This window comes from Cyclobacterium sp. SYSU L10401, from assembly GCF_010993705.1.
In the GTDB taxonomy this organism is placed as follows: Bacteria; Bacteroidota; Bacteroidia; order Cytophagales; family Cyclobacteriaceae; genus Cyclobacterium.
On record NZ_WOFO01000001.1, the window covers coordinates 1 to 23,147 of the forward strand.

Genomic DNA, 23,147 nt, shown 5'->3' on the forward strand with positions numbered 1-23,147 from the left:
AACTGGCCACGGGACACCCTAGAAATCAATAAAATATTGCTCTATTTACAGGAAATGGCCATTTCCGAAAAAATCGTTTCGAATTGATGAAGTCAGGAAAAACTAATTTTTCTGGTCACAGAGAACTCAAAAAAGACACAGAGGTCGCATAGGATTTTGTTGGGATACCATCCCTAAGTCCCTTATTTTTAATTGGGGTTCAACCATTTTGGTTAAGGATTAAAGAGGCTCGATCCCGGCGGGGGTATTCATGGTGGCTGTCTGGCAATTTCCCTGATATTGGGTTCACCCCTAGTGGTTAAAGGTTAAGTGAGCTGTTCCTTTTCAGGTTGAATTTTAGTTTTCTACACTCCCTGCCCCTTCGTCTCGCCGTCTCTTCGTCCCTTAGTCTTCGATTCTCTTTGTGTCTTCCGGGGTTCTTCATGTCCTCAGTGACTAAAATTCTCAGTACGCCTTCTCTCAGTCCCTAAGTCCCCTCACTCCCTTTTGACTCCTGTTTTTTACAGTATCATGATATCCTAAACCAAATACTATAGAATCTTATTCACCAGAATGAAATGTATCAACTCAGCGGTATTTTTTAAATTGGCCTTGCCCAATATGTTTTTTCTATGGGTCCTGGCTGTTTCATACCGGATATTCAGGGTTTCAGCGATTTTCCTGCTTGAAAAGCCCTTAACCAGCAACCTGACAATCTCCATCTCACGGTTAGAAAAGATCGATCTATAAGGCTTAAGCTCGAGATTATTTCTGTCCATATAAAATTGTTCATTTGAATATTTATTCAATAGAACAGCCTGAGGAATATTGGTGGGATGTAAGTGAGATATGTCCGTAATGACATTGGCAAAAATATAGGGCAGTTTATTTTCATCGAAAACCAGGGGGATATTTTGGTTTTGGATGGTGAGTACCCTGCCGTCTTTTCGGGAACAGCGGGTATAAAATACCATAAAAACGAAAGGTCTTTCTTCCATTTGGAGCCCATTCACATATAACATGGCATTGTGGATGGCATTGTTGACAAACCCATAGTCCTCTTTGAAAATAAAATTGGCGACAAATTCCCTGTTGCCTGTTTTGATTTCATCATGGCTGTATTGAATCACCCCCATGCTGTCTCCGGCCACATGTTCCAGTTCCCAGGTTCGGGTATTTGCAACAAAAGAAAACCAGTTGCCTACGGTCCAGAAGCCGTTTACCAGGGGATTGTTTTTGACGAGCGCTAGATAATCATTCTTATAGACCACATAGTCCTGTTTCCCAAAGGCCTTCACCAAATCGATATAATCATTGACCCTTTCCATGGGCGAAGCATCATTATGTACCTCATTTGAGGTATTGAGTTGGAGTTTTATTTCCCTCAATTTAGGGTTTAAATCAACTCCAATCAAATCATGTGCAAAAATATGAGTATAAAAAGCATTTTAATGGTGCAAATCATTAGTCTTTGCCTGAGTTTGCACTCCTGCATTAAACCGGCAGATAGCGACCCCGGACAGCAGGATTTGGATACAGATACCACCGGTGTGGACAATTCCACCCCGGATCTCAACGCTTTGAATAGCTGTCTGTACATCAGCAATGCTGTACTTAGCCCGGGAAAAGTCTCCGCGAATACCGGGCAGGTAGATTTTAAGATAGACAAAGACACTTTATTCCTCCGGCCTGGTTTTACTGACCGGATTCATTTACAGTCTGCTGATTGTTATGATGAGGGCATTTCTTCCGTTATGCTCCAGGTGGTAGGATCCGATGAGTATTTTACAATAAACCCAGATGAATGGGTAAGAGATGATTCTCTTTTTTGCTTTAAGACTACCCTTGGTTTTGAATTTTCCTTGTCTTGTGAGGATGAAAAACTTCCTGGAGCATTCGATATAGATATCCTGCCAATCAACCCGAATGGGAATCCCATGGATAGAATCAGACGAAGGGTTATTATCCCAGATCCGGATAAGGAAACAGCTTGTACTCCAGGGCCTGAGGATACCTGGGTATGGAAATGGACCGCTGTCAACGGGGTATTTCATTCCTCCCCCGGAGTGGCTGAATTATTTGAGTTTTCGGTCAATGGATGCTGCCTGGAGGGACATACCGTGGACTGTATAGCCAACGGAATTCCTGAGGAAGACTGGATCCCTCTGGCCTATGATCATCACCGCACTGTGAATATGGAATACCTGACCTTCCGCGAAGACGGTAGTATGGAGGGTATACTTTCTTTGGTAATCCAAAATATCGATCCAACAAATTCCAATTTTTGTAACAATCAACCGGCCTATCGCTACAATGCTAAAAACCACCATTTTTGGGGTGAATATGCTTTTAATGCCAATACAAAGCGATTAAATTTCACCCAAATTGAAAGCAGGATGACAATGGTCGATTTGGGAGATTTGGGTACTTACCCTGAATACGATATGCATTACATCAGTACACAGGCAGCATACGAAATGATTGGCTGCAACATGTTGGTGGAAAAATCAAACATAGAAGGGCAACAAACCTTGCGGTATTTTGAAAGGCTCAAAGGAAACGATGAGGATATTTTCGATGAATTGTGGCATGACTAACCTGGTTTTAGATAAAGGTAATCCTGGGTAAACTTATAGCCCGGGACCTTTATCTTGCCTTTTGAAACAAAGGATTTAGCCACAGAGAACGCAAAGGAGGCACAGAGGTCGCTAAGTGTTTTTTTGGCTGCCATGCAGGTCCCATCTTTCTCCAAAAATTCCTCTGCGCCTTTCGTGTCTCCTCCGTATTCTCTGTGACAAAAAACCCCTACCTCCCCACGCCAGGCAATCGTCCTCAAATTTCCCTCTCCCCAAGTCTCACCGTCCCTCCGTCTCTTTGTATCCAAGTCCCATTCTGGAGAATAACCTGAAGGATTAACGTACTGGCACTAATTCCTGATCCATTATCTGTTCAAACCTGTCTGTGTCCAACAGGTCTTTAATACTTTGAATCACATGGTTAGGAGAATAGGCCAAATTTTCTATTTCTTCCCTGCGAGTAGAACCCGTAAGGGTAAGGACGGTTTTAAAACCCATTTGTACGCCTCCCAGGATATCGGTTTCCATGGTATCTCCAATCATTATGGTCTGTGCCGACCGGGTTCCCAGTTCTGATTTTGCAATCCGCATCATGACGGGGCTGGGTTTTCCGGCACTGAATGCCTTTTTTCCGGTGGCCATTTCGATCATTGATACAAAGGCACCACAGCCTGAGCGAATGGAGTTATTGGAGCTTGGGCAGTACGCATCCAGGTTGGTAGCGATCAATTTGGATCCGTTCATGACCATATTGATAGCTTTGTCAACAGATTCAAGCATAATGGTTCTTCCTTCACCGATCACCACGTAATCGGGTTCATCATCCACGATGGAATAGCCGTTTTGGTGCAGTGCGGTGAGCAGTCCTCCCTCCCCGATTACGTAGGCTGTTCCGCCAGGTTTTTGGGAGGCCAGGTACCTTGCCGTGGCAATGGCGCAGGTAAAGATGTGTTTTTCCGCTACCTTAATGCCCATTCGGCTTAATTTGGCAACCACGTCCCGGCAGTTTCGCTGACTATTATTGGTTAAAAACAGAAAAGGGTAGTCTTCCCTTAATAGTTTATGTATGAATTCCTTCGCACCAGGGATCAATTCACCTCCGCGGTAAATTACCCCATCCATATCGATCAAAAATCCCAGGTCTTTTTTCATAGTGTATGCTGTTAACTTGTCTGATACAAAAATACGGTATATTTAATAAAAACTAAAAAAAAATGATAGAAAAGTAATTTAAATTATCTCTAATTAAAAATAATATAATAAAAATAATTAAATATTACTAAAATGAAAATACTAAAAGTCATGATTTTTCGGTTTTTAAAAACCATTTCCTATCCGTTTGAAACGGAATGTTGCTGGTGCATTTGACCCTGAAAGCCTGGTCGACAAAACCCGTTGAGAATTCATTAATTTCCAGCTTATATCGAGCGGCTGATTTGCTAATAAATGCCTAAAAAAGGTTAAATATTAAATATAATGTAAAATTATATCATTTTTATTGCTGGGTTTTTAAATTAATGTTGCTTTTATTACCTTTGACATATCAAACAAAGACAAACGGTCTTAGAAATGTTGAAATCTTGTAGGGTGATGAAACCTGCCTTCGGCAGGCAAATAAAAAGTGATATTGCTTATTCATTTTCATCTCTATACAAATTAAGATCACACAATGTAGGGTGATGAAACTGGCAGACATGCCCCCCTGTCTCGGGGGTGGGGAGTACAGTATAAAGCAAATATCGAGCTCGTGTTTTGCCTAACTGCCCCGTGGAGGTTCGAATCCTTCTCCTACAGCAGGTTATTTTGGGTTTATTGTTAATTGACTAAAGCTATGGAACAGTGTTTCATGGCTTTTTTCTTGTACCGAAAAACTAATTTTTTGGTCAAATTATCACCACATTACCAAATCATCTCATCATCAAATCATCCCTCCGAGCCCTTCGTGCCCCCTCCGTTTCCTCTGTGACGAAAAACCTCTACTTCGCCACGCCAGACAACCGTTCTCAAATCCCCCTCTCCCTGCGTCTCACTGTCCCTTCGTCTGCAAGTCTCTCAGTCTCTTAGTCACCCAATCCCTCGCCCCTTCTTACTGTTTTGTGGATATGGATTCAGGTAATTTTCGTTCAAATTATTAGCCATAAAAATGGAGGTAATCGCATCCTAAAAAGTTGGCCATGGACCCTGCATATTGATTGGCCGTTCTCTTTCTTTTTGTCTTGACACAAAAAGAAACAAAAAAAGTCAAGGCACAAAAATCCTTCACCCCGCAATCCTCCAGCACGGCCCGGTTTTGTGCCGGCCCCCTGCACTTTTCGTAAAAAATGGAGGACTTCGACTATTTTAAATTTCATGGATAGAAAATCTGATTGCTCAAATCACTCCGTCATTTTTTCTCCACAAAACCCTCCGCGCCCTTCGTGCCTCCTCCGTGTCCTCTGTGACAAAAAACACCTATCTCCGCACACCCGGCAATCGTCCTCAAATCTCCCTCACCCTACGTCTCACGGTCCCTTCGTCTCCAAGTCTCTCAGTCACTAAGTCTAAATCTAATGGTTAAGGGTTAAATGGCAGGTTGCTGGCCATGTTGTTCAGAGTGGCTGCCCGGCTGTCAGTTGTTACTCTGGATTCAACCGGGGTAGTTAAGGGTTAAACAATTGTACCTTCAGTTAACCAGTTATGGCAATAATCCTGAATTATGGATTCAGCCGGATTGGTTAATGGTTAAAATAGCGTTCCTGCCTTGCCTCCCCCTCCTGTTTTAGGACGGGCCCGGGGGGTGGTCCTAAAGGGCCCCGGCATTGGCGGAAAGCCGGCTTCACGGTTGAGCAGCTGGATAGCCAATGCAGGAAGGTTCAGTTCCCCTATCGCCGGGCTGCGCCTCCCTTGTCGGCTTACCAGGGGTTAGCATCTTTTCACCCTTTCAGGGTTTGGTTTAGTTGACTTTCAATTAACCAGTTAACCAATTAAACCATCTCTCCGTATTCTTTACGACTCAAAACCCCTATCTCCGCATGCCAAAAATTCGTCCTCAAATCTCCTTCTCCCTAAGTCTCACCATCTCTAAGCCTCTTAGTCCCTTCGTCTCTACGTCTCTCAGTTCCCCATCCTCTTCTTCCACTCCGGATAGTCGCTTTCCAGCAGCTCTTTTGCATAGGGCCCCAGATAGCTATAGCCCACCCGTCTTTCGTGTTCTATTTCGTGTAAGGCATACCGTACCACACTGTCCCTGCCCACAAACATGGGACGATTGGTGCCAATTTCGTAAAACCTGGCCCAAAGGGGTCCGGCATCCGCATCCGGAACCACAACGAGATCGTAACCTCTGGGCAAATCGGGCTTTTCTACCCGGTCCAGTCGGATGTTTTCCAGCTTTACTTTCTGAAACCAACCTACGGCGCTTTCAATGGCTTCAATTACAGCCGCATCCGGTTGCTCCAGCTGCATCAGGTATTGGATGATTCCCACACTTTCCGATCCGCTAATGGAGGGCAGCTCGTAGGCCCGGGCCTGTACCGGACGCAGGTCTTCCCGGTCAATTTGCGCACACCAGGCGGTGAGTTGCTTGTTTACCTGAATCTGTGAGCCCAGAATTATTTCCAGGCCCTTATCAATGGCTTCCTGGGATTTTTTCCTCCTTGATTTGCCGGCAAAAGCATAAAGGGGTGCATAATTGGCTACCTCCCGGAGCAGGTTCATGGCTTGAATCATGGCCCCATCGTTAAAGGTAATATGAGAATAGTATCCCTCCCGAAGCGGATAATATTGCGGCCAGCCGCCATTTTCGTATTGGGCTTCCAGCAGGTAATCCAATCCGGCAAGGGCTGCGTTTTTATATCGGGGTGCTCCGGTCTCCCGGTACACCTTGGCCAGGTATTCCATTTGTATAAATCCCGCATCGTTGTCCAGGGTGGTACCCACGATGTTGGATTTTTCCGCTATCAGCCTTTCTTTTTCCGCATCCGTCAGACGCTTCGACATGTCTATATTCTTATACCAGCCGCCGTTTTCTTTCTGGTAAAGGAGAATGTTTTCGGCAATTTGATTAGCCTGGTCTGTCCCATACCAGGATGCCTTCTGATCCAAAATTTCTTTCCAGGAAATGCTACCTTGCGACAGGCTTTTAAAAGAGGAGGCATGAAGAAGCAGGGTGAAAAGGAAAAGGGTTTTTACAAATAGGCATTTTGGTAGCATGCTTTTGCTGGGTTTAACGTTAAGAATCAAGACACAAGTTACTAAAATCTTATCATATCAGCAGGTGAACGATATGCTTGAATATATACGAAAAAAGTATGGATGCGCTAGTGGATCCAGTACAGGCTTAATCTTTATGGTTATTTTAGCCTGTTTTTGCTTTAAAGGCCGGGAAGCCGGAGCTCAAAATTTGTATGAACAGGGAGGGATTGTCCGTGGAGACACAAGTAAAAGGACCCTTAGCCTGGTATTTACCGGGCATGAATTTGCCGAAGGTGGCGAATTCATCCGGAAGGAACTGATCTTTCTCATGTTTTTAGATGAGATTCCAAAGGCATAATGTTTTGTAATAACCTTAAATTTAGGACAGTAAATAAAAATCAGCATAGACCTTAAATTTTCTGAATCATGATATTAAAAAATAAAGTAGCATTGATCACCGGTGGAGCAGGCGGAATTGGCCTGGCCACAGCAAAGCTCTTTTTAGAAGAGGGAGCCAAAGGGGTAGCCATAGTTGATTTTAGTGAAGAAAACCTGAAAATGGCTGAAGAAACCCTGGGATCAGAGAAGGTGCTGTACATACAGGCCGACGTGAGCAAGGCAGAGGAGGTTAAAAACTATACCAACAAAGTAAAAGCCGAGTTGGGTAAGATAGATGTGTTATTTCTGAATGCAGGGATGGAAGGCGTGGTTAAGCCGATGGAGCATTATCCAGAGGAGACGTTTGATCAGGTGATGGCCGTAAATGTAAAAGGGGTTTGGCTGGGCATGAAGTATGCCTTTCCCATCATGAAATCGGACGGCGGGGGTTCCGTGGTCATAACTTCATCCGTGGCAGGATTGAGAGGTACGGCCCAGGTAAGTGCCTATGTGGGCAGCAAGCATGCGACCATCGGTTTGATGCGCGTAGGGGCATTGGAAGGGGCTTCGGATAAAATTCGGGTGAATTCTATACATCCCTCACCAGTGGATAACCGAATGATGCGATCCCTGGAAGATGGATTTGCACCGGGTATGGGGGATACGGTAAAGGAAAACTTTACCAAAATGATTCCTTTGGGCAGGTATGCGGCTAATGAAGATATTGCCGACCTGGCCCTATTTCTGGCCTCAGACAAAAGCAAGTTCATCACCGGTGCTACCTATGTCATTGACGGGGGATTTACCGTATGATAAAAGGCACCCCTGGGTTTTTAGGAGTCCAGGGGGTTTAATTTTGTTCCACATTTGTCACAAAATTCTGCGTCAGGACCATGGTTTTGGCGCCCACATCCGGAACAAAAGCTAGTGCTGTTTTTTCTCGGTGTTTTTTGATCAAACCTGGCAGCCGTCATTTCAGAACTGACGATTCCTGTGGGAATGGCAATGATGGCATAGCCCAGAAGCATGATGAGTGCTGCCACAAATTGACCAAAGCTAGTGGTTGGGGCAATATCCCCGTAACCGACAGTGGTCAAGGTGACAATGGCCCAGTACATGGAGCGAGGGATGGAGGTGAAACCACTTTCTGGCCCTTCGATGATATACATAACGGAGCCCATGATCAGCACAATGGTAAGCACGGACCCTACAAAAATTTGAATTTTTGTCTGGCTGTTTTTTAGGGCACTTTTTAAGGCCGAGGCTTCGCGGATATAATGAGGAAGTTTTAAGATCCGGAGAATTCGCAAAAAACGTAGGGCCCTGATGACCGTCAGGTATTGGGTTTGAAACAAAAATAAACTGAGATAAGAAGGCAAAATGGCCAATAGATCTACCAACCCATAAAATCCGAAGATATAACCGGGTTTATCATTACTAAGCCAGATTCTCAAAAAATATTCTAACGTAAATACCAGCGTAAAAAACCATTCGAGGCCATACAAAATAGTACCATAGTCGGAATGAATTTCTTCCACAGAGTCTAAAACTACCACTGAGACACTCAGCAGAATGAGAATCAACAGCACCAAATCAAAGTTTTTAGATGCCCTGTCATCAGATTCATAAACTATATGGGCCAATCTTTTTTTTGTGGGGAGGAATGCCATCTGAAAATGAAAATTTGAAATATTTTTATTGCTGCTTTTAAAGTAAGCATACTTTTTGTTCAAAATGAATTGTAAAAAGACATTTAATTTTGTTAATTCTAACGAAAATTAAGTGTCACTTTATTAATTAACTAGGTTAATTCATTTTAAATTGCATATATTTGTATTTCATATCCAAAAAAATGGATTATAAATATTCATGGTGGTGTGAAATTTATTAAACCTAATAAACTTTATCCTGGGTTTGTTTCTCCAATAGATGGGAAATTGCCGCAAATAAACTTGCATTGATTTTGTCTGATGTGCTGAAACCAGAATTTATTCAATCCTCTTCCAAGGATCATTCCACCACCGTAATTGATTTATTTCAGCAGCAAGTGAAATTGAATCCAAGTAGGACGGCCGTGGTTGACGAAGAGCAATTGATTTCTTTTGAAGAGCTGGATGTTTTGTCCAGCCGGGTAGCTGCATTTTTACAAAAGGCAGTAGCAGGGAAGCAGCAAATTGTTCCTATTTGTATGGAACCTACCCACCATTTGGTGGCTACCATTTTGGGGGTATTGAAATCTGGTCTGGCATTCGTTCCCCTTAATCCCGACTGGCCGGAAAAAAGAAAGGTTGACATCGTGGAGCAGGTCGGTGCCCAATGGGTACTATCGGTTGATCCGAAGATGGATTTTGGTCAAAAACAACCTCACTTTTCGGTTTTATCCTGGGAACAATTTTCCTTACCTGCAGGAGGCAATATCCTACAGACTGGTCCCATACCGTCAGCGAACCTGGCCTACGTCATTTATACATCAGGGAGTACCGGTTCGCCGAAAGGAGTGATGGTTGGGCATTCCCAACTTTTCCAGGCTACACAAAATAGGTTGGCTCATTATGCCTGTAGCCCGGAGTTATTGTTGATACCGGCTCCCAGTTTTGATGCAGCACTGGCAGCCATATTCTGGCCTTTGTGTGCCGGAGGAAAGCTTGTCATGGCCGCAAAGACGTCCCTGCAGAATGTGGACCAATTACCTGATTTACTACGGCACACAGATACCTTATTGTGTGTCCCTTCTTATTATCGGTTTTTATTGGAACAAGGCCTGCTGGATACCCTGAAAATAGAACGGGTGATTTTGGGAGGAGAAAAACTGACAAAAGACCTTGTTCAGACGCATTTTCACCATTATCCTCAATGCCTGCTTTACAATGAATATGGTCCGACAGAAACTACCATTTGGGCTACGGTGGCAGCCATCCGGCCTGAGGATGAGCTGATTTCAATTGGAAAGCCCTTACCTGGCGTAAGTTGTCATGTCCTTGCTGAGGACGGGCAGGAAGTAGCAGCCGGGAGTGTTGGTGAACTTTTTATTGGGGGCAGGCAAGTGGCATTGGGGTATTGGAAAGACAAAAAGCTCACTGCTCAAAAATTTCTGCCGGATCCCTTTTCGGCAGCATCAGGAGCGACCCTTTATGGTACCGGAGATTTGGTCCGAAAATTGCCGGATGGAAACTATCTGTTTGAGGGAAGGAAAGACCGGCAATTTAAATTTCAGGGTAACCGGGTTGATCCATCAGAAATTGAAAAGGTTTTATTGGAAGCAGGGGAATTAAAAGAAGTCCTGGTAAGTCCCCTCTTCGAAACTGAGGGGAGGCCGGATCAAATCCTGGCCTTCGTTATTCCAAAAGAGGCCACCCTGGATATGGACTCATTAAAGGCGAACCTGACACATAGGCTGCCGGCCTACATGCTTCCGTCCAGAATTATACCTATGGAAGCGTTTCCCCTGACAGAAAACGGTAAGGTCGATCAGCTTGCATTGGTGACAGCACTTGATCAGCCTGACCCTGCTTCTACCCCGCTGGCTTTTGCGGATCCCATGGAGGAAGCCTTGCACAAAGCCTTCAGCCAGGCTTTGGGACATTCCAATTTTAACATGTCCCAGAATTTTTTTGAGCTAGGGGGAAACTCTCTGGCTGCCATGCGGCTTTCCGCTATATTGAAAAGCAAACTGGGACTTGCGGTTGACTTGAAGGATATTTTTGATTGGCCTACTGTTTCGGGATTATATCAGCATATCCGCAATCAGGAGCTTGATACCAGTAGTGAGCCTGATGATTTTCAACCGGCATCTATAGCGGATTTACCCCAGATATCTCCTGGCCAGCAATCCCTTTGGCTAATAGACCATCTGGAAGGTTCCACAGCCTATCACTTGCCGGCTGCCTACCTGCTTTCCGGAAAAATCAACCCTGAAATTTTGGAGAAAGCCATTCAATTGATTGTTAAGAAGCAACAAGTACTGAGGATGACTTTTCAGGGCATTGATCAGGTTTCCTTAAAGTCTGAGCAGGATTGGAATTTGAATGTTTTAAATGCGTCTGAAGAAACTTATACAGCAGCGGATTTTTCCAAACTATTTACTCCTTTGGTCAGCAAGCCTTTTGATCTTGCTGCTGATTTTATGCTTCGCGCCCAGTTAATCAGCTTTAAGGATCAGGTGCATGTGCTTGGCCTGGTTTTTCATCACATTGCTTTTGATGATTTATCCATGAAGCTTTTTCTTAGGGAACTTTCTGAAAATTACAAATTATTGGAGAAGGGAATGGATCCTGATTCTTCCTCAGTCAGTACGGAATTTACACGTTACGCTCAGTATCAGCAGGGTTTGTTGGAAAATAGCGCTTTTGATAAAGGCCTTGAATACTGGAAGCAAAAGTTGGCTGGACAGGAAAAGCTCCGCTTGCCTTATGACTTTCCTTTCAAATCTAGTACCAAACATGAGGCTGGCGTGCATCGCTTTTTTTGGAATAAAGAACTCCTGGAACCACTCACTGAACTGGGAAGAGCCCATGGCTCCACCCTCTTTATGACCTTGCTGGCAGCATTTAAAGTGTTGCTCTACCGATATAGCCATCAGACAGATATCTGTGTAGGCACCACGGTGGTGGATAGAAATTTGCCTGGAACATCAGGAACGATGGGCTATTTTATCAATACCCTGCCGCTGAGGTCTGAATTGGATCCGATAGGCTCCTTCCAGACTTTTTTACAGTATGTCAGGAATGAGCTGCTCTATGCCTTGCGGCATGCAAATGTGCCCTTCCTAAAGCTTGCATCAGCTATTCCTTCTACCCCGGCAAAAGACCATAAACCTTTTTTTGACCTGATGTTTGTCATGCATGAGGGTTCCAATGGTCCCAAAAAACCGGAAATTCCAGGAATAGCAGCACAAATCCTGGAGACAGATCCGGTAAGTTCAAAATTTGCCATTACCCTCACACTGGTGGAGGAAAATGAGGGGTTGAGAGGGCATGTGGAGTTTGACAAAAGCTTGTTTTTGGAGGAGACCATTCATAGGATGACAAGCCATTTCCAAAAATTGCTCCTTGAACTCCCCAAAATGCCTCAAAAGCCCGTTAGAGAGATTAATTTACTATCGGCAGCCGAAATCGAAAAGTTTTCGGGCAGGGACTCCTACCAGAAAGGAGTTGCCTTTTTGCCCTTTTTGGAGCGTTTTGCGCAACAGGTTCATTCCTCCCCATATTCCAGGGCATTGCTCATTGAAACGGAAGAGATTACTTTCGAAAGCCTCAATCACAGGGCCCTGCAAATCGCCTGCCTGTTAAAAGAGAATGGCATTGAGCAGGGAGCACTGGTAGCCTTATTGGTGGGAAGAGGAATGGATATGGTTGCTGGCATGATGGGAATCTGGAGAGCCGGGGCAGCTTATGTGCCGGTGGATCCAAAATATCCTCAGGAAAGGATCAATTATATTTTAGGCGATTGCGGTGCTAAATTTTTATTGACAGACAAGGCCTCTGAAAGCAAGTGTCCGGAGCGTGGGAATCATTTGATTATCAATCTGGATAATGAGGGTAAGTCAGGTGAGGTTACTGCCAGTACTTTTCCATCCATAGGGCCGAATCAATTGGCATATGTGATTTATACCTCTGGAAGTACAGGAAAACCGAAAGGGGTGGGCTTGACGCAAGCCAATCTGGCGGCCTTTCTGGATTGGTGTGGCAAGGAGTTTCCGTTGGATGACTTTGAGTCAGTGTATGCGGTCACCTCCATGTGTTTTGATTTATCAGTTTTTGAGTTGTTTTTTCCGCTGGCTTATGGGAAGCCTGTCAGGATACTTCCAGACGGGTTGCACATTCCGGAATATTTGGGAGGGGATAAAAATGTATTGATAAATACCGTTCCCAGTGTAGTTCAAAAACTGGTCGAAGCCAGGCTGGACTTTGGACCTGTGAGCTTACTGAACATGGCAGGAGAGCCGGTCCCAGCAGGGCTGATGGAGAAACTGGACCGTAAAGGTCTGGTGGTGAGAAATCTTTATGGTCCTACAGAAGATACCACCTATTCTACTTGCCAGGTGCTGCAAGCTGGTGAGCCTGTTTCGATTGGCAAACCCATTGCCGGATCTTATGCCTATATTTTAAATCAGGACCTGATTCCCTGCCCCATTGGGGTACCGGGGGAGATTTATTTGGGCGGACAGGGGCTGGCTAATGGTTACCTTAACCAACCAAAGTTTACTGCAGAGAAATTTATTCCTGATCCATTTGCTACAGCGGAAAGCAGTTTGATGTATAAAACCGGGGACCTTGGCCTCTGGACCAGAAAGGGGAAGATCAATTTTCTTGGTCGGCTGGATAATCAGATCAAACTAAATGGTCACCGGATCGAACTGGATGAAATTTCTTATGTGTTGCAATCCCAAAAGGGCGTAAAAAATGCGGTCGCAGTGTTACAAACTGCAAATACCGGAGAGCAACAGATAGTTGGTTTTGTGGTGGGCGAGAAAGAGGTGATTGAAAGAGAACTGTTTGAGGAGCTATCCAGGCAGCTGCCCCAATACATGGTACCTTCCAGCATACATTTTTTGGAAAAGATGCCCCTGACACCTAACGGTAAAATAGATCGCAAATCGTTGGAAGAACTGAAACCACTTCCAGGCACCGGGGATCAGCAACAGGCTTTTGAAGCTCCTTCTACTGTGCTGGAAAGCAATTTACTGGATGTCTGGAGAAAGGTACTCCAATTGGAAGGCATGGGTGTGACGGATGATTTCTTTGATTGTGGCGGAAATTCTTTGTTGGGCATCAGGTTGATTGGCAGGATGAGGGAATCTTTAGGGCTTGCGGTCAGTGTCAGTGAACTATTTGGACATCCTACTGTGAGACAAATTGCCTCGCTTATGGAGCAAAAAGGGTTGAAGGAAGGGGAAGCAGAACGAATTCCATCTCAAAAACCAAGGCCCGAATTTATTCCCTTGTCTTTTGGGCAGGAGAGTCTCTGGTTGACGGATAAACTGGAAGGTTCCGTTCAATATCATATTCCCATTCTTTTAAAAATCAAAGGGGCAGTGAGTTCAGGTTTACTTTCAGATGCCATCCGATCCATCATGGAGCGCCATGAGGTTCTCAGAACGGTAATTAAAGAGCAGGATGAAGATACCTGGCAGGAAGTCATGCCGGTTTTGGGTTGGAAGTTAACTGTTGATCATCAGGCAGCAAGCCAGGCTAAACTGGATTTGGAATTGGCCGAATTCTTAGACAGACCTTTTGATCTTGGAAGCGATTTTATGCTTCGTGCCGGGCAATTTGTAACAGGGGAAAATGAATGCCTTTTGATGGTGGTGGTCCATCACATTGCTTTCGACGGCTGGTCTATACCCTTATTTATCAAGGAACTTTTTGCCTTATTGAAAGCAGATTTGTCAGGAGAAAGCTTGCTTTTGCCTCACCTGAAAATTCAATATGCAGATTATGCACTTTGGCAAAGGAAGCGGCTTACAGCAACGGTCTTGGAAAAAAAGCTGGATTACTGGAAAAAGCACTTGAAGGGGGTCAAACCGCTAAACCTTCAGGAGTCACCCGGTAATTTATTAAAAAGAAGCAATGAAGGGGAAACTTTTGACCTTCAAATTGGCCCGGTTCAAAAGCGTAAAATGCTCGGATTAGGGAAGCAGTTGGGGCTTTCTCCATTCATGATATTGCTGGCTGTTTTTAAATCATTGCTGGAGAGAATAAGTGGTCAACAGGATATTTGTGTGGGAACGGCTTTAGGTGGCAGGAGACAGGCAGAAGTAGAGCCACTATTGGGGTATTTTGTAAACCCGCTGCCCATACGGTCTTTTTTAAACCCGGAAAGTACATTGACAGAAATTCTTCTGCAGGTGAAACAAAATACATTGGAGGCCTTTGAACATCAGGATGTTCCATTTGAAAAAATTGTTGCTGCCACGGCCCAGTCCCGGGAATTGGGTGTCAATCCGCTATTCCAGGTCATGTTTGTCATGGAGTATGGAAATGAAAACAAAAATTTTGCAGAGGGTTTGTCCATGGAGGTGGTCCCATTTCAACAGACTACCTCTAAATTTGACCTGACTTTTCTGGCAAATGAAGATAAAAATGGTATCCATATAAGGGTTGAGTATGCGAAAGCCCTCTTTGAGCATAAATTTATAGAAAAAATCGCCCTGGAATATAAAAGTATTCTCGACAGCTTACTGGAAAATTCAAACCTTAAGCTCAATGAAATTTTGTCTGAGCAGGCTGCCAAATCCATTGGGGAAATTAACTATCGGAAAGCTGGGGATGAAAGTGATTTTATTCCTGTTCATCAATTGATAGAGGAGACGGTTAAAAAGAACGAGAAGAGAACAGCGGTAGTTTTTGGTAAAGAGCAGTTGAGCTATGGGGAATTAAACGCCCAGGCCAATCAATTGGCATTTTATTTAAGGGAAAGAGGTCTGAAAAGGGGAGACATTGTAGGGTTGTTGATGGATAGATCACCCAGGTTTTTCATTGGTGTCCTGGGGATTTTGAAGGCAGGCGGAGCTTATCTTCCTGTAGATAGAGATTATCCTGATTACAGAATCAGTTACATGTTGGAGGATTCTTGTAGATTTTTTCTATCGGAAACCGGAATACATACTGCTTTGGAGACTGCTGTAGAAAGGATATTGTGGGATGATTTCCTTGAGGTCAGTACAACTTTCCCAAAGGAAAACCCCCAATTGAAAATAAATCCTGAGGATGCTGCCTATATCATTTATACTTCAGGTACCACAGGCAAACCAAAGGGAGTATGCCTGGACCATTTTAATGTTCACCATTTTATTTCTGTGGTGAAAGATCAACCTGGGCTTTCCCCGGAGGATAAGGTATTGGCTGTCAGTTCCGTTTCTTTTGATATTGCCATATTGGAAACATTGGTTACCCTGGTTTTTGGAGCACAAACCCATCTTTTAGGTCAGATGGAGCGGAAAGAGCCTGACATCATCTTGGATAAGTTGGTGAAAGAGGAAATTTCGCTCATGTTTGCTACCCCTTCCCATTGGAAAATGCTTCTGTTAAATGGTTGGGATCAAAAATTTGGACGACTGAAAATCATCAGTGGTGGGGAGCCATTGGAGAAAACATTGGCAGACCGCTTGTTGCCGCTTTGCAAGGAGTTATGGAATGTGTATGGTCCGACCGAAACCACCGTTTATTCTACCATCAGGCAGGTTTTGCCATCAGACAAAATAGTGACCGTTGGAAAACCAGTGGCCAACACCAGGATTCATATATTGGATGCTGAACGAAATCCGGTTCGTAAAGGGATCCGCGGGGAAATTTACATTGAAGGATTCGGAGTGGGTAGAGGATACCTGAATAGTCCTGAGCTCACCAAAGAAAAATTTGTTGAAGTCAGGGGAGAAAATGGTCAAATCCTCAGGTTGTATAAAACCGGTGATTTGGGAAGTATTACTGCTGATGATGAGTTGATAATTGCTGGACGGATGGATCATCAGGTAAAGATCCGGGGCTATAGGCTGGAGCTGGGTGAAGTTGAAAATGTCATCCGTGGACTGAGTGGGATTAGCGATGCCATCGTACATGTAAAAAAAGACTTGAATGAAGTTCCATTTTTAGTTGCATATATTATTTCGGATCCTGCCGACAGTTTATACGAGAAGCATCCAAAACTCAGTCAAAATGAGGTCCGGCAATGGAAAAATCAGCTCAGCCTTACCCTTGCTGACTATATGATTCCAACAGATTTTGTTTTGATGGACACGTTTCCATTGATGGAAAATGGAAAAGTAAACCGAAATGCCCTGCCTTATCCTGACAGGGTAGCCCATCCCTTGGTTTCGGTTGGTGAAGAAATGAGTCCGGAGGAACGTCTGGTGGCCGATATCTGGAAAAGAGCTTTGGGCCTAAGTGTCATCAACAAGAGAGACAATTTTTTCGAGATTGGGGGACATTCCCTTACAGCGGTTAGGGTTATGGTGCAATTGGAAAAGGTATATGGGATCAAGCTGCCTTTATCGGTACTATTTCGGTACCCTACCGTGCAGAAACTATCTCAAGCCATCAGGAGTGGGGTTTTGGGGGATAGTGAATGGAAAAGCCTGGTCGCCATCAAAACAACAGGGACCAAACCTCCCCTTTATATCATTCATGGGGGTGGTTTGAATATTTTACCCTTTTATGCAGTAGCAAAAAAAATGGATCGGGATCAGCCGGTTTTCGGCATTCAGGCCAAAGGTTTGGATGGAATAGAACAGCCACTCAACACGGTGGAAGACATTGCTGCCCAGTATTTGACAGAAGTTTTGAAACAAAATCCGGACGGGCCATACTTTTTGGCAGGATATTCGTTAGGAGGAATTATAGCATTTGAGATGGCTTCCCAGTTGATAAAAATGGGTAAGCAAGTTGAAAAATTGGTTTTATTTGATACGTATGCCTTTCAAAGTGATCACAAAAAGCCTTTCTGGAAGCGTACGATCAATAAAGTCAGGCATTTTATTGGAAAAAGGAAGTTTGATGTGGAGTTATTGATCCACCAACCTGCTATATTTAAAAGAATTAAAACCACATCGATAGAAAGGAAGATCAATAAGCTCAACAAATTGATTAGCCCAAAGCAAGAAAACCCGGAATCCTCCTTACTTAAAACCTACAAACGGGTAGAATACGTTTATAAGGAAGCTTGCAAGGAATATGAAATTAAAAAATACCCTGGGTCAGTGGACCTGATTAAAGCCAAAATAGCTGCCGGCTACCTGCCGGATAAGACCTGTTTCGGTTGGACACCATTTGTTGATCAATTAAGGGTGTGGGAAGCAGAAGGCGAGCACATTACCATGCTTTCTCCCCCTAATGATGCTTCATTTGCCAGGTTATTACAGCAGGTTATCGATAAAAAATAAGAAAAGCAAAACATCAGTATCTATTAATTAACTAAAAATGAAAAAACTACTCGTTTACCCCCTATTTCTATTGTTGCTCATGGCAGCATGTACCGTGGATGAACCTAATCCACCTCAGGAACCGGAAGAGCCGGAAAATCCTGAAAACCCGACCCCAAGGGATCCGGATGTGGAAGTACCATTTATTGAGGGTACCAATATCATTTTTACCCCTCAGGAAGAAGCAGCCGAAAGGCTTGGTACCTCAGACAGCTATACCCAGGTGCTGAGCAAGTTTGATCTTGCATCCAGAACGCAAAATAGAGAAAGTACAGAAGAGGAGGATTACCTTACCTTCGCTTCTCTACAGGCTCAGGCTTGGACTGAGGAAGAAAAAGCGGTGTTGGAAGAACGAATTCTTGGAATCAAAGATAAAATTGATGCCATGGACCTTCAGTTGGAGTTTCCAGAAGAAATTTTACTGATCAAATCCAGTATGCTGGAAGAAGGCGGGGCTGTAAGCTATACCCGTGAAAATTACATCGTGGTCAGGGGTTTGGTAAATGAAAGTTTTCTGATCCACGAACTGTTTCACATATTGACCCGCTTTAAGCCGGAGAAGAGAAATGCGCTCTTTGAAACCATTAATTTTACAGAAAGTAACCGGATAGAGTATCCGGAAGGCATCCGGGATTTTGTCATTACCAATCCTGATGCTCCTTTCCTTGAGCATACCATTACCCTGGAAGTAGATGGGGAAAGCGAAGAGGTGGTATTCATCCTGATATCGGAGGAAGAATGGGATGGAGGATCCTTTTTTACCTACCTGAAACAAAGGTTAATGTTTGTGGAAGGGGCTGCTGACGAAAAGCAGGCTTCCCTGGTGGACAATATGCCAGTACTTAAAAACTTTGCTGCTGCTACCGATCTCAAACAGAAAATAGGAGATAATACCGACTATACCCTTCATCCCGAGGAAATTCTTGCGGAGCATTTTGTGATGCTGCTTCAGGAGCAGGAAGTACCTGAGCCTTCCTACATTGATGCCATGAAGACCGTATTACAACAGGATTAATGAATTGAACCAAAAGTCACCAAAAAAAAGCCTCTGAGCAATTCTCTCAGGGGCTTTTCTATTTTACCAGCCGCCACCGCCGCCACCGCCGCCGCCGCCTCCGGAGCTACCACCGCCGCCACTACCGGATTTTGACCCGGGAGGACTGGCAGAATTGCTTAAGGCAGAACCAAAGGTTTTCCCAAGATTGGAAGAAAACCCTGCAAGTGAACCTGCAGCAAAGCCAGTTCCGGCATACCAGGAGGGATGGTAACGGCTACGGGACCGGTTGTCTTCGGTAGAAAGAGAATCAATTTTATTTTCAAAAGCCTTACCCCATGCTTCCCCAACATCCAATGCAATGGCATAGGGTAGAAATTTCTCAAAAATTTCAGGTGTCAGACCTGGGGGATTGAATGATTCCAATAACGGCTTTTCAGCAGCATTCAGGTACATTCGGAACCCTTCAATTTCATCCATTACTTTTCTTCCTTTTTCAGTGGGGGCTTTTATCAGGAATGCGAAAACAACATTGATTAAGCCTAAAACCAGTGCCACCAATAGAAAGCCTACCGGAAACTGCGCATCAAAGAAATAAAGGGCAATGATGGGGAAACCGAGGATAAATACCAGACTGAAAGCTTCACTGATCAGGGTACTCATTTTTACATGACCGTAATCCATGTAATGCATCACTGTAAGAAAAACCTTTCTCAAAAACATTAATAAAAAGAAACAAAAAAACAGTCCGATGATCAAAAAAACATTTTCTGATTCCAGGGAAACATCCATGGTATATTTGACCCCTAAAACCAAACCTATAATGGATATCAATATACCAGGTACCAGCCAGGCATAATTGTTTTTAAAATGGGTACCATGAAACCGGTCATTCAAATCCTTTTGGAGCCCTTTCATGGCCCCGCCTATTTTTTTGTGTTCTTTCTGGTCCAGACTAATGGTCTGGTTTCCGGCAGGAAACAGATTAGACATGATGCGTTGGTAGCCGCTGTTACTGGTTTCGGGAAAATCGATTTTTTCCAGTACATACTTCTTTTTCTTTTCTTCAATAATTTTTAGCCAGCCATTGGTTGCCAATGCAACGATAGCTGAAACATAGGCTTTGGTATCAAATCCCATTTTATAAAGGTACCTGACCCCTGCTGCATCCAGGCCCTCCGGTACCTCAAAAATGGGATATATTCCTCCTTTGTGTGGATCCTTACCCACCTTTGTCCAGGCAAAAAAGTAAAAAGCAAAAGCAAGAATTAATCCGATTACCAGGGCAAGGATTCCCGCATTATCACCTAAAAACTCCTTTGTCTTCGCTGCCGTACCAGGCGGTGCTATCAAGCCTTTCTGCCAGGAAACAGCTACGGTTAATGGTTCGCCTGCGTTTAACGGCTCTGTAACCTCGACAAACAAAACACGATCGGATTCCTTTTTGACATTACAGGGACAACGGTTGCTCCCGTATGGCCCAGCATAGGCGGCATATTGTCCCATTATGCCACCTTCAGGGAGGATGACTCTGGCAGAAGCTTCCAGGATCCTGAAATCCCAGCTGTCCCCTATGGCATTCCAGTAAAGTTCATCGAAGGTTTCAAAGAAACCAATCTGCCTGTTGGTGCTGTATTCCAAAGTATAATCGTAAATGCCTGGATCAAGAAACGTATTTTCATCTCCAATCCGAACCACTTCATAGTCCCCCTGACGAATGATCTCGTAGGGTTCCTGCTCTCCATTTTTCCTGACTTCCAGGATATCAAATCCTACGCGTACCTGATTGTTGAAGCGGTCCCTGTATCTCACGGGGAAACTTCGAAAAATGCCTCTTTTTATGGCATTTCCGGTACTTCTTACCTGTATCTCCTCCGTTACTTTTAAGGATCCATCCAGTTGGACTTCTATTTCACTGTGATAATTTAATATTTCTTCCTGGTCCTGAGCATACAGGAAAGACGGGCTTACGGAGCAAAAGAAGAATAGACAAAGAATGATTGGACGCATATTAACTTAAATTGATTTCTGGTACCATCCTATCCGATTCATCGGTCAAGGCAAAGAAGTCAAACTTTTCAAAACCAAAAAGCCGGGCAATGATATTGGAAGGAAAGGATTCTATTTTAATATTGAGTTCTCTGACGGTACCGTTATAATACCTTCTGGATTTTTGCAGGTAGTTTTCAATTTCTGAAAGCTGCTCCTGTAGCTTTAAAAAATTCTTATCTGCCTTCAGGTCGGGATAGGCTTCAGCAATTACCATCAGCCGCTTCAATGATCTACCCAATTCCGATGCAGTTTTTGCCTGATCCGGAACTGTCTGTCCGGAAATGCTCTGATTCCGCAGGGAAGTAATTTCTTCCAAAAGCTGTTTTTCATGTGAAGCATAGCCCTTCACAGTGGTGACCAGATTGGGAACCAGGTCAGCCCTTCTTTTTAGCTGTACATCTATGCCGCTCCACCCTTCCCGGGCATTATTTCTCAAGCGAATAAGGCGATTGTAAATAAAAATAACCTGAAAAATCAGGAGACCCAGGATCAATAAGGTAATAATCATGACAAGAATCGAAATTAATTGTATATAGAAACTACCAAAATAGCCATTTTATTTCAATATGACATTCATTGGAGCTTAATATATGCTTTTATGGGTTAATAATTGTTTCTTATTGGTCATAACTTGTCCCGCACCGAAGGTCGGGATGGCCTGTCCCTATCCTAAATTGGGAGAATCTTGCGGGTTTGATAATGACCCTTCCCTGGGTTGCCTTCGTCATGCTTAATTACCTGTCCCTATAGTGGTACAGTTTAATAACCATTAAAGGCCATTTGGAAAGCTTTTTTTTAACACCATTTCATCCGGTCAAAGAATGACTGCCAATCAGAGCTTTTCCGGATTAAACGTGGTATGGCAAATTATTTCTTAGTCAGGTAGATGAAGCGTGATTTTTTTTTAATTAATGGATCAATTATACACAAGATATACACAAGAATGGTTAATTTTGACTAATTCAATATCACCTAAAACTTAGTTTCAAATGGATTTTAAAATATTCGAAAGACTTAAGCAGAACTACAATAGATTTATCCGTGAAGCGGAGGAGGCCATCAACAAAGAAACTGCGAGGGACCAAACCCGCTCGGTATGGTTTGACAGACATACCATAGAGAAATTGTTGGCACAAACAGACCCCAAAACAGGAGGAGTAAAGATTTATCTGGGCATGTACGATAAGGAAACCCTGTCAGAAAGAGAAGATCAGGAGCGTGGGGAAGCGTATATTGGCAAATTAACCCTGGTGCTGACGGCATCAAACGAAAATGAGGATCCCAACCAGGAAACCATGATCGTCAATGGGGGGAAGGTTTGTCCTCCGGATTGTTGATAGTACTTCAGAATATTTTCCTCTTTTTCCCATGACTCCGCTTTTATACCTTTCCTTTATTGGTTTAGGGTTGTTGTTTTCATTGGCTTATTTCTACTTAAACCGCAGGTATGGTCTGGAAGAGAAAAAAGCTCACCTGTTCATTTTTTTTATTATAGTATATGTAATGTCCTTTGAGTTGTATGCCTATTACCTGGTGATGCAAGGGCAGAAGAATGTGCTGGTTTACAACCTTTTTTTCGTGGTAGGGGAGACCCTATTGATTTTGGCTTACCTCCATTCTTTAATTGATCAGGTAAAGGTAAAAAAGCTGTTGTTGGTATTCATTGTTCTGTTTTTGATCTGGGCCATTACAAATTCCTTATTTTTCCAAAGCCCTACGGTGATGTTTCAGCAGTATACCCACCTACTGGGTAGTTTTGGTATCGTTGTAGTTTGTTGTTATTTATTGTTTCGGGTCTTTCTGGTGGAGGGTTATTGGGAGCAACCACTTTTGAGTGTGCCTCATTTTTGGAATATTGCGGCCATACTGCTGTTCTACTGCCCCAATTTCATTTATTTTGGTTCCATTAATATTTTATGGGATATCGATAAATGGTATCTTACGGTTCTTGCTTCCATGAACAGGGTTTTCGCAGCCTTGCTTTATTTGATTTTTGGGCTATCATTTTATTCCACTTTGATTTTCATGAAGAGCCGGGATGGAAGATAGTGCTTTAAATACTTTCCTTGCCATCCTCACT

14 protein-coding genes are annotated in these 23,147 nt (G+C 43.6%); 7 read left to right on the forward strand and 7 right to left on the reverse strand.

Annotated elements, in window-relative coordinates; translation table 11 throughout:
- Positions 1-530: 530 nt before the first annotated feature.
- The gene (locus tag GL182_RS00005; protein WP_163377524.1) at positions 531-1,367 is read right to left on the reverse strand and encodes a response regulator transcription factor; all 837 of its coding nucleotides are present in this window, start codon (positions 1,365-1,367) and stop codon (positions 531-533) included.
- A gap of 42 nt (positions 1,368-1,409) precedes the next feature.
- Here GL182_RS00005 and GL182_RS00010 point away from each other — a divergent pair, with 42 nt between their 5' ends.
- Positions 1,410-2,576, forward strand: a complete 1,167-nt coding sequence (locus GL182_RS00010) for a hypothetical protein (RefSeq protein WP_163377525.1) — start codon at positions 1,410-1,412, stop codon at positions 2,574-2,576.
- On the opposite strand, the gene GL182_RS00015 is transcribed toward GL182_RS00010, so the two are convergent.
- From GL182_RS00015 to pelA, 3 genes are all read right to left on the reverse strand, one after another.
- Complete coding sequence (locus GL182_RS00015; RefSeq protein WP_163377526.1) at positions 2,573-2,863, reverse strand: hypothetical protein; 291 nt, start codon at positions 2,861-2,863, stop codon at positions 2,573-2,575. The genes GL182_RS00010 and GL182_RS00015 overlap by 4 nt on opposite strands.
- 28 nt (positions 2,864-2,891) lie before the next feature.
- Complete coding sequence (locus GL182_RS00020) at positions 2,892-3,707, reverse strand: HAD-IIA family hydrolase (protein WP_163377527.1); 816 nt, start codon at positions 3,705-3,707, stop codon at positions 2,892-2,894.
- Between the two features lie 1,941 nt (positions 3,708-5,648).
- A complete protein-coding gene (gene pelA, locus GL182_RS00025; protein ID WP_163377528.1) occupies positions 5,649-6,746 on the reverse strand; it encodes a pectate lyase in 1,098 nt (365 codons plus the stop codon).
- Positions 6,747-6,882: 136 nt separating this feature from the next.
- On the opposite strand from pelA, the gene GL182_RS00030 reads away from it, so the two are divergent.
- Together GL182_RS00030 and GL182_RS00035 are read left to right on the forward strand one after the other, a co-directional pair.
- The gene (locus tag GL182_RS00030) at positions 6,883-7,086 is read left to right on the forward strand and encodes a hypothetical protein (protein ID WP_163377529.1); all 204 of its coding nucleotides are present in this window, start codon (positions 6,883-6,885) and stop codon (positions 7,084-7,086) included.
- 68 nt (positions 7,087-7,154) lie between these two features.
- Entirely contained in the window at positions 7,155-7,919 is a 765-nt protein-coding gene (locus GL182_RS00035) for an SDR family NAD(P)-dependent oxidoreductase (protein ID WP_163377530.1), read from the forward strand.
- Between the two features lie 20 nt (positions 7,920-7,939).
- On the opposite strand, the gene GL182_RS00040 is transcribed toward GL182_RS00035, so the two are convergent.
- Positions 7,940-8,776, reverse strand: coding sequence for an ion transporter (locus tag GL182_RS00040; protein ID WP_163377531.1), 837 nt, complete (start codon positions 8,774-8,776; stop codon positions 7,940-7,942).
- Positions 8,777-9,078: 302 nt separating this feature from the next.
- On the opposite strand from GL182_RS00040, the gene GL182_RS00045 reads away from it, so the two are divergent.
- Together GL182_RS00045 and GL182_RS00050 are read left to right on the forward strand one after the other, a co-directional pair.
- Positions 9,079-17,982 (forward strand): non-ribosomal peptide synthetase, encoded by an 8,904-nt coding sequence (locus GL182_RS00045; RefSeq protein WP_240469596.1) that lies wholly within the window; start codon positions 9,079-9,081, stop codon positions 17,980-17,982.
- 37 nt (positions 17,983-18,019) lie between these two features.
- Positions 18,020-19,036 (forward strand): hypothetical protein, encoded by a 1,017-nt coding sequence (locus GL182_RS00050; protein WP_163377533.1) that lies wholly within the window; start codon positions 18,020-18,022, stop codon positions 19,034-19,036.
- A gap of 63 nt (positions 19,037-19,099) precedes the next feature.
- On the opposite strand, the gene GL182_RS00055 is transcribed toward GL182_RS00050, so the two are convergent.
- The gene (locus GL182_RS00055; protein WP_163377534.1) at positions 19,100-21,025 is read right to left on the reverse strand and encodes a DUF2207 domain-containing protein; all 1,926 of its coding nucleotides are present in this window, start codon (positions 21,023-21,025) and stop codon (positions 19,100-19,102) included.
- 1 nt (position 21,026) lies between these two features.
- Entirely contained in the window at positions 21,027-21,575 is a 549-nt protein-coding gene (locus GL182_RS00060) for a LemA family protein (protein ID WP_163377535.1), read from the reverse strand.
- 481 nt (positions 21,576-22,056) lie between these two features.
- On the opposite strand from GL182_RS00060, the gene GL182_RS00065 reads away from it, so the two are divergent.
- Positions 22,057-22,404, forward strand: a complete 348-nt coding sequence (locus tag GL182_RS00065) for a hypothetical protein (protein WP_163377536.1) — start codon at positions 22,057-22,059, stop codon at positions 22,402-22,404.
- Positions 22,405-22,435: 31 nt separating this feature from the next.
- Entirely contained in the window at positions 22,436-23,116 is a 681-nt protein-coding gene (locus tag GL182_RS00070) for a hypothetical protein (protein WP_163377537.1), read from the forward strand.
- The last annotated feature ends 31 nt before the right edge of the window (positions 23,117-23,147 follow it).

Coding starts and splice junctions, on each gene's coding strand:
- GL182_RS00010 (WP_163377525.1), top strand. CDS start 1,410: ATGAGTATAAAAAGCATTTTAATGGTGCAAATCATTAGTCTTTGCCTG.
- GL182_RS00020 (WP_163377527.1), bottom strand. CDS start 3,707: ATGAAAAAAGACCTGGGATTTTTGATCGATATGGATGGGGTAATTTAC.
- pelA (WP_163377528.1), bottom strand. CDS start 6,746: ATGCTACCAAAATGCCTATTTGTAAAAACCCTTTTCCTTTTCACCCTG.
- GL182_RS00030 (WP_163377529.1), top strand. CDS start 6,883: ATGGTTATTTTAGCCTGTTTTTGCTTTAAAGGCCGGGAAGCCGGAGCT.
- GL182_RS00035 (WP_163377530.1), top strand. CDS start 7,155: ATGATATTAAAAAATAAAGTAGCATTGATCACCGGTGGAGCAGGCGGA.
- GL182_RS00040 (WP_163377531.1), bottom strand. CDS start 8,776: ATGGCATTCCTCCCCACAAAAAAAAGATTGGCCCATATAGTTTATGAA.
- GL182_RS00050 (WP_163377533.1), top strand. CDS start 18,020: ATGAAAAAACTACTCGTTTACCCCCTATTTCTATTGTTGCTCATGGCA.
- GL182_RS00055 (WP_163377534.1), bottom strand. CDS start 21,025: ATGCGTCCAATCATTCTTTGTCTATTCTTCTTTTGCTCCGTAAGCCCG.
- GL182_RS00060 (WP_163377535.1), bottom strand. CDS start 21,575: ATGATTATTACCTTATTGATCCTGGGTCTCCTGATTTTTCAGGTTATT.
- GL182_RS00065 (WP_163377536.1), top strand. CDS start 22,057: ATGGATTTTAAAATATTCGAAAGACTTAAGCAGAACTACAATAGATTT.
- GL182_RS00070 (WP_163377537.1), top strand. CDS start 22,436: ATGACTCCGCTTTTATACCTTTCCTTTATTGGTTTAGGGTTGTTGTTT.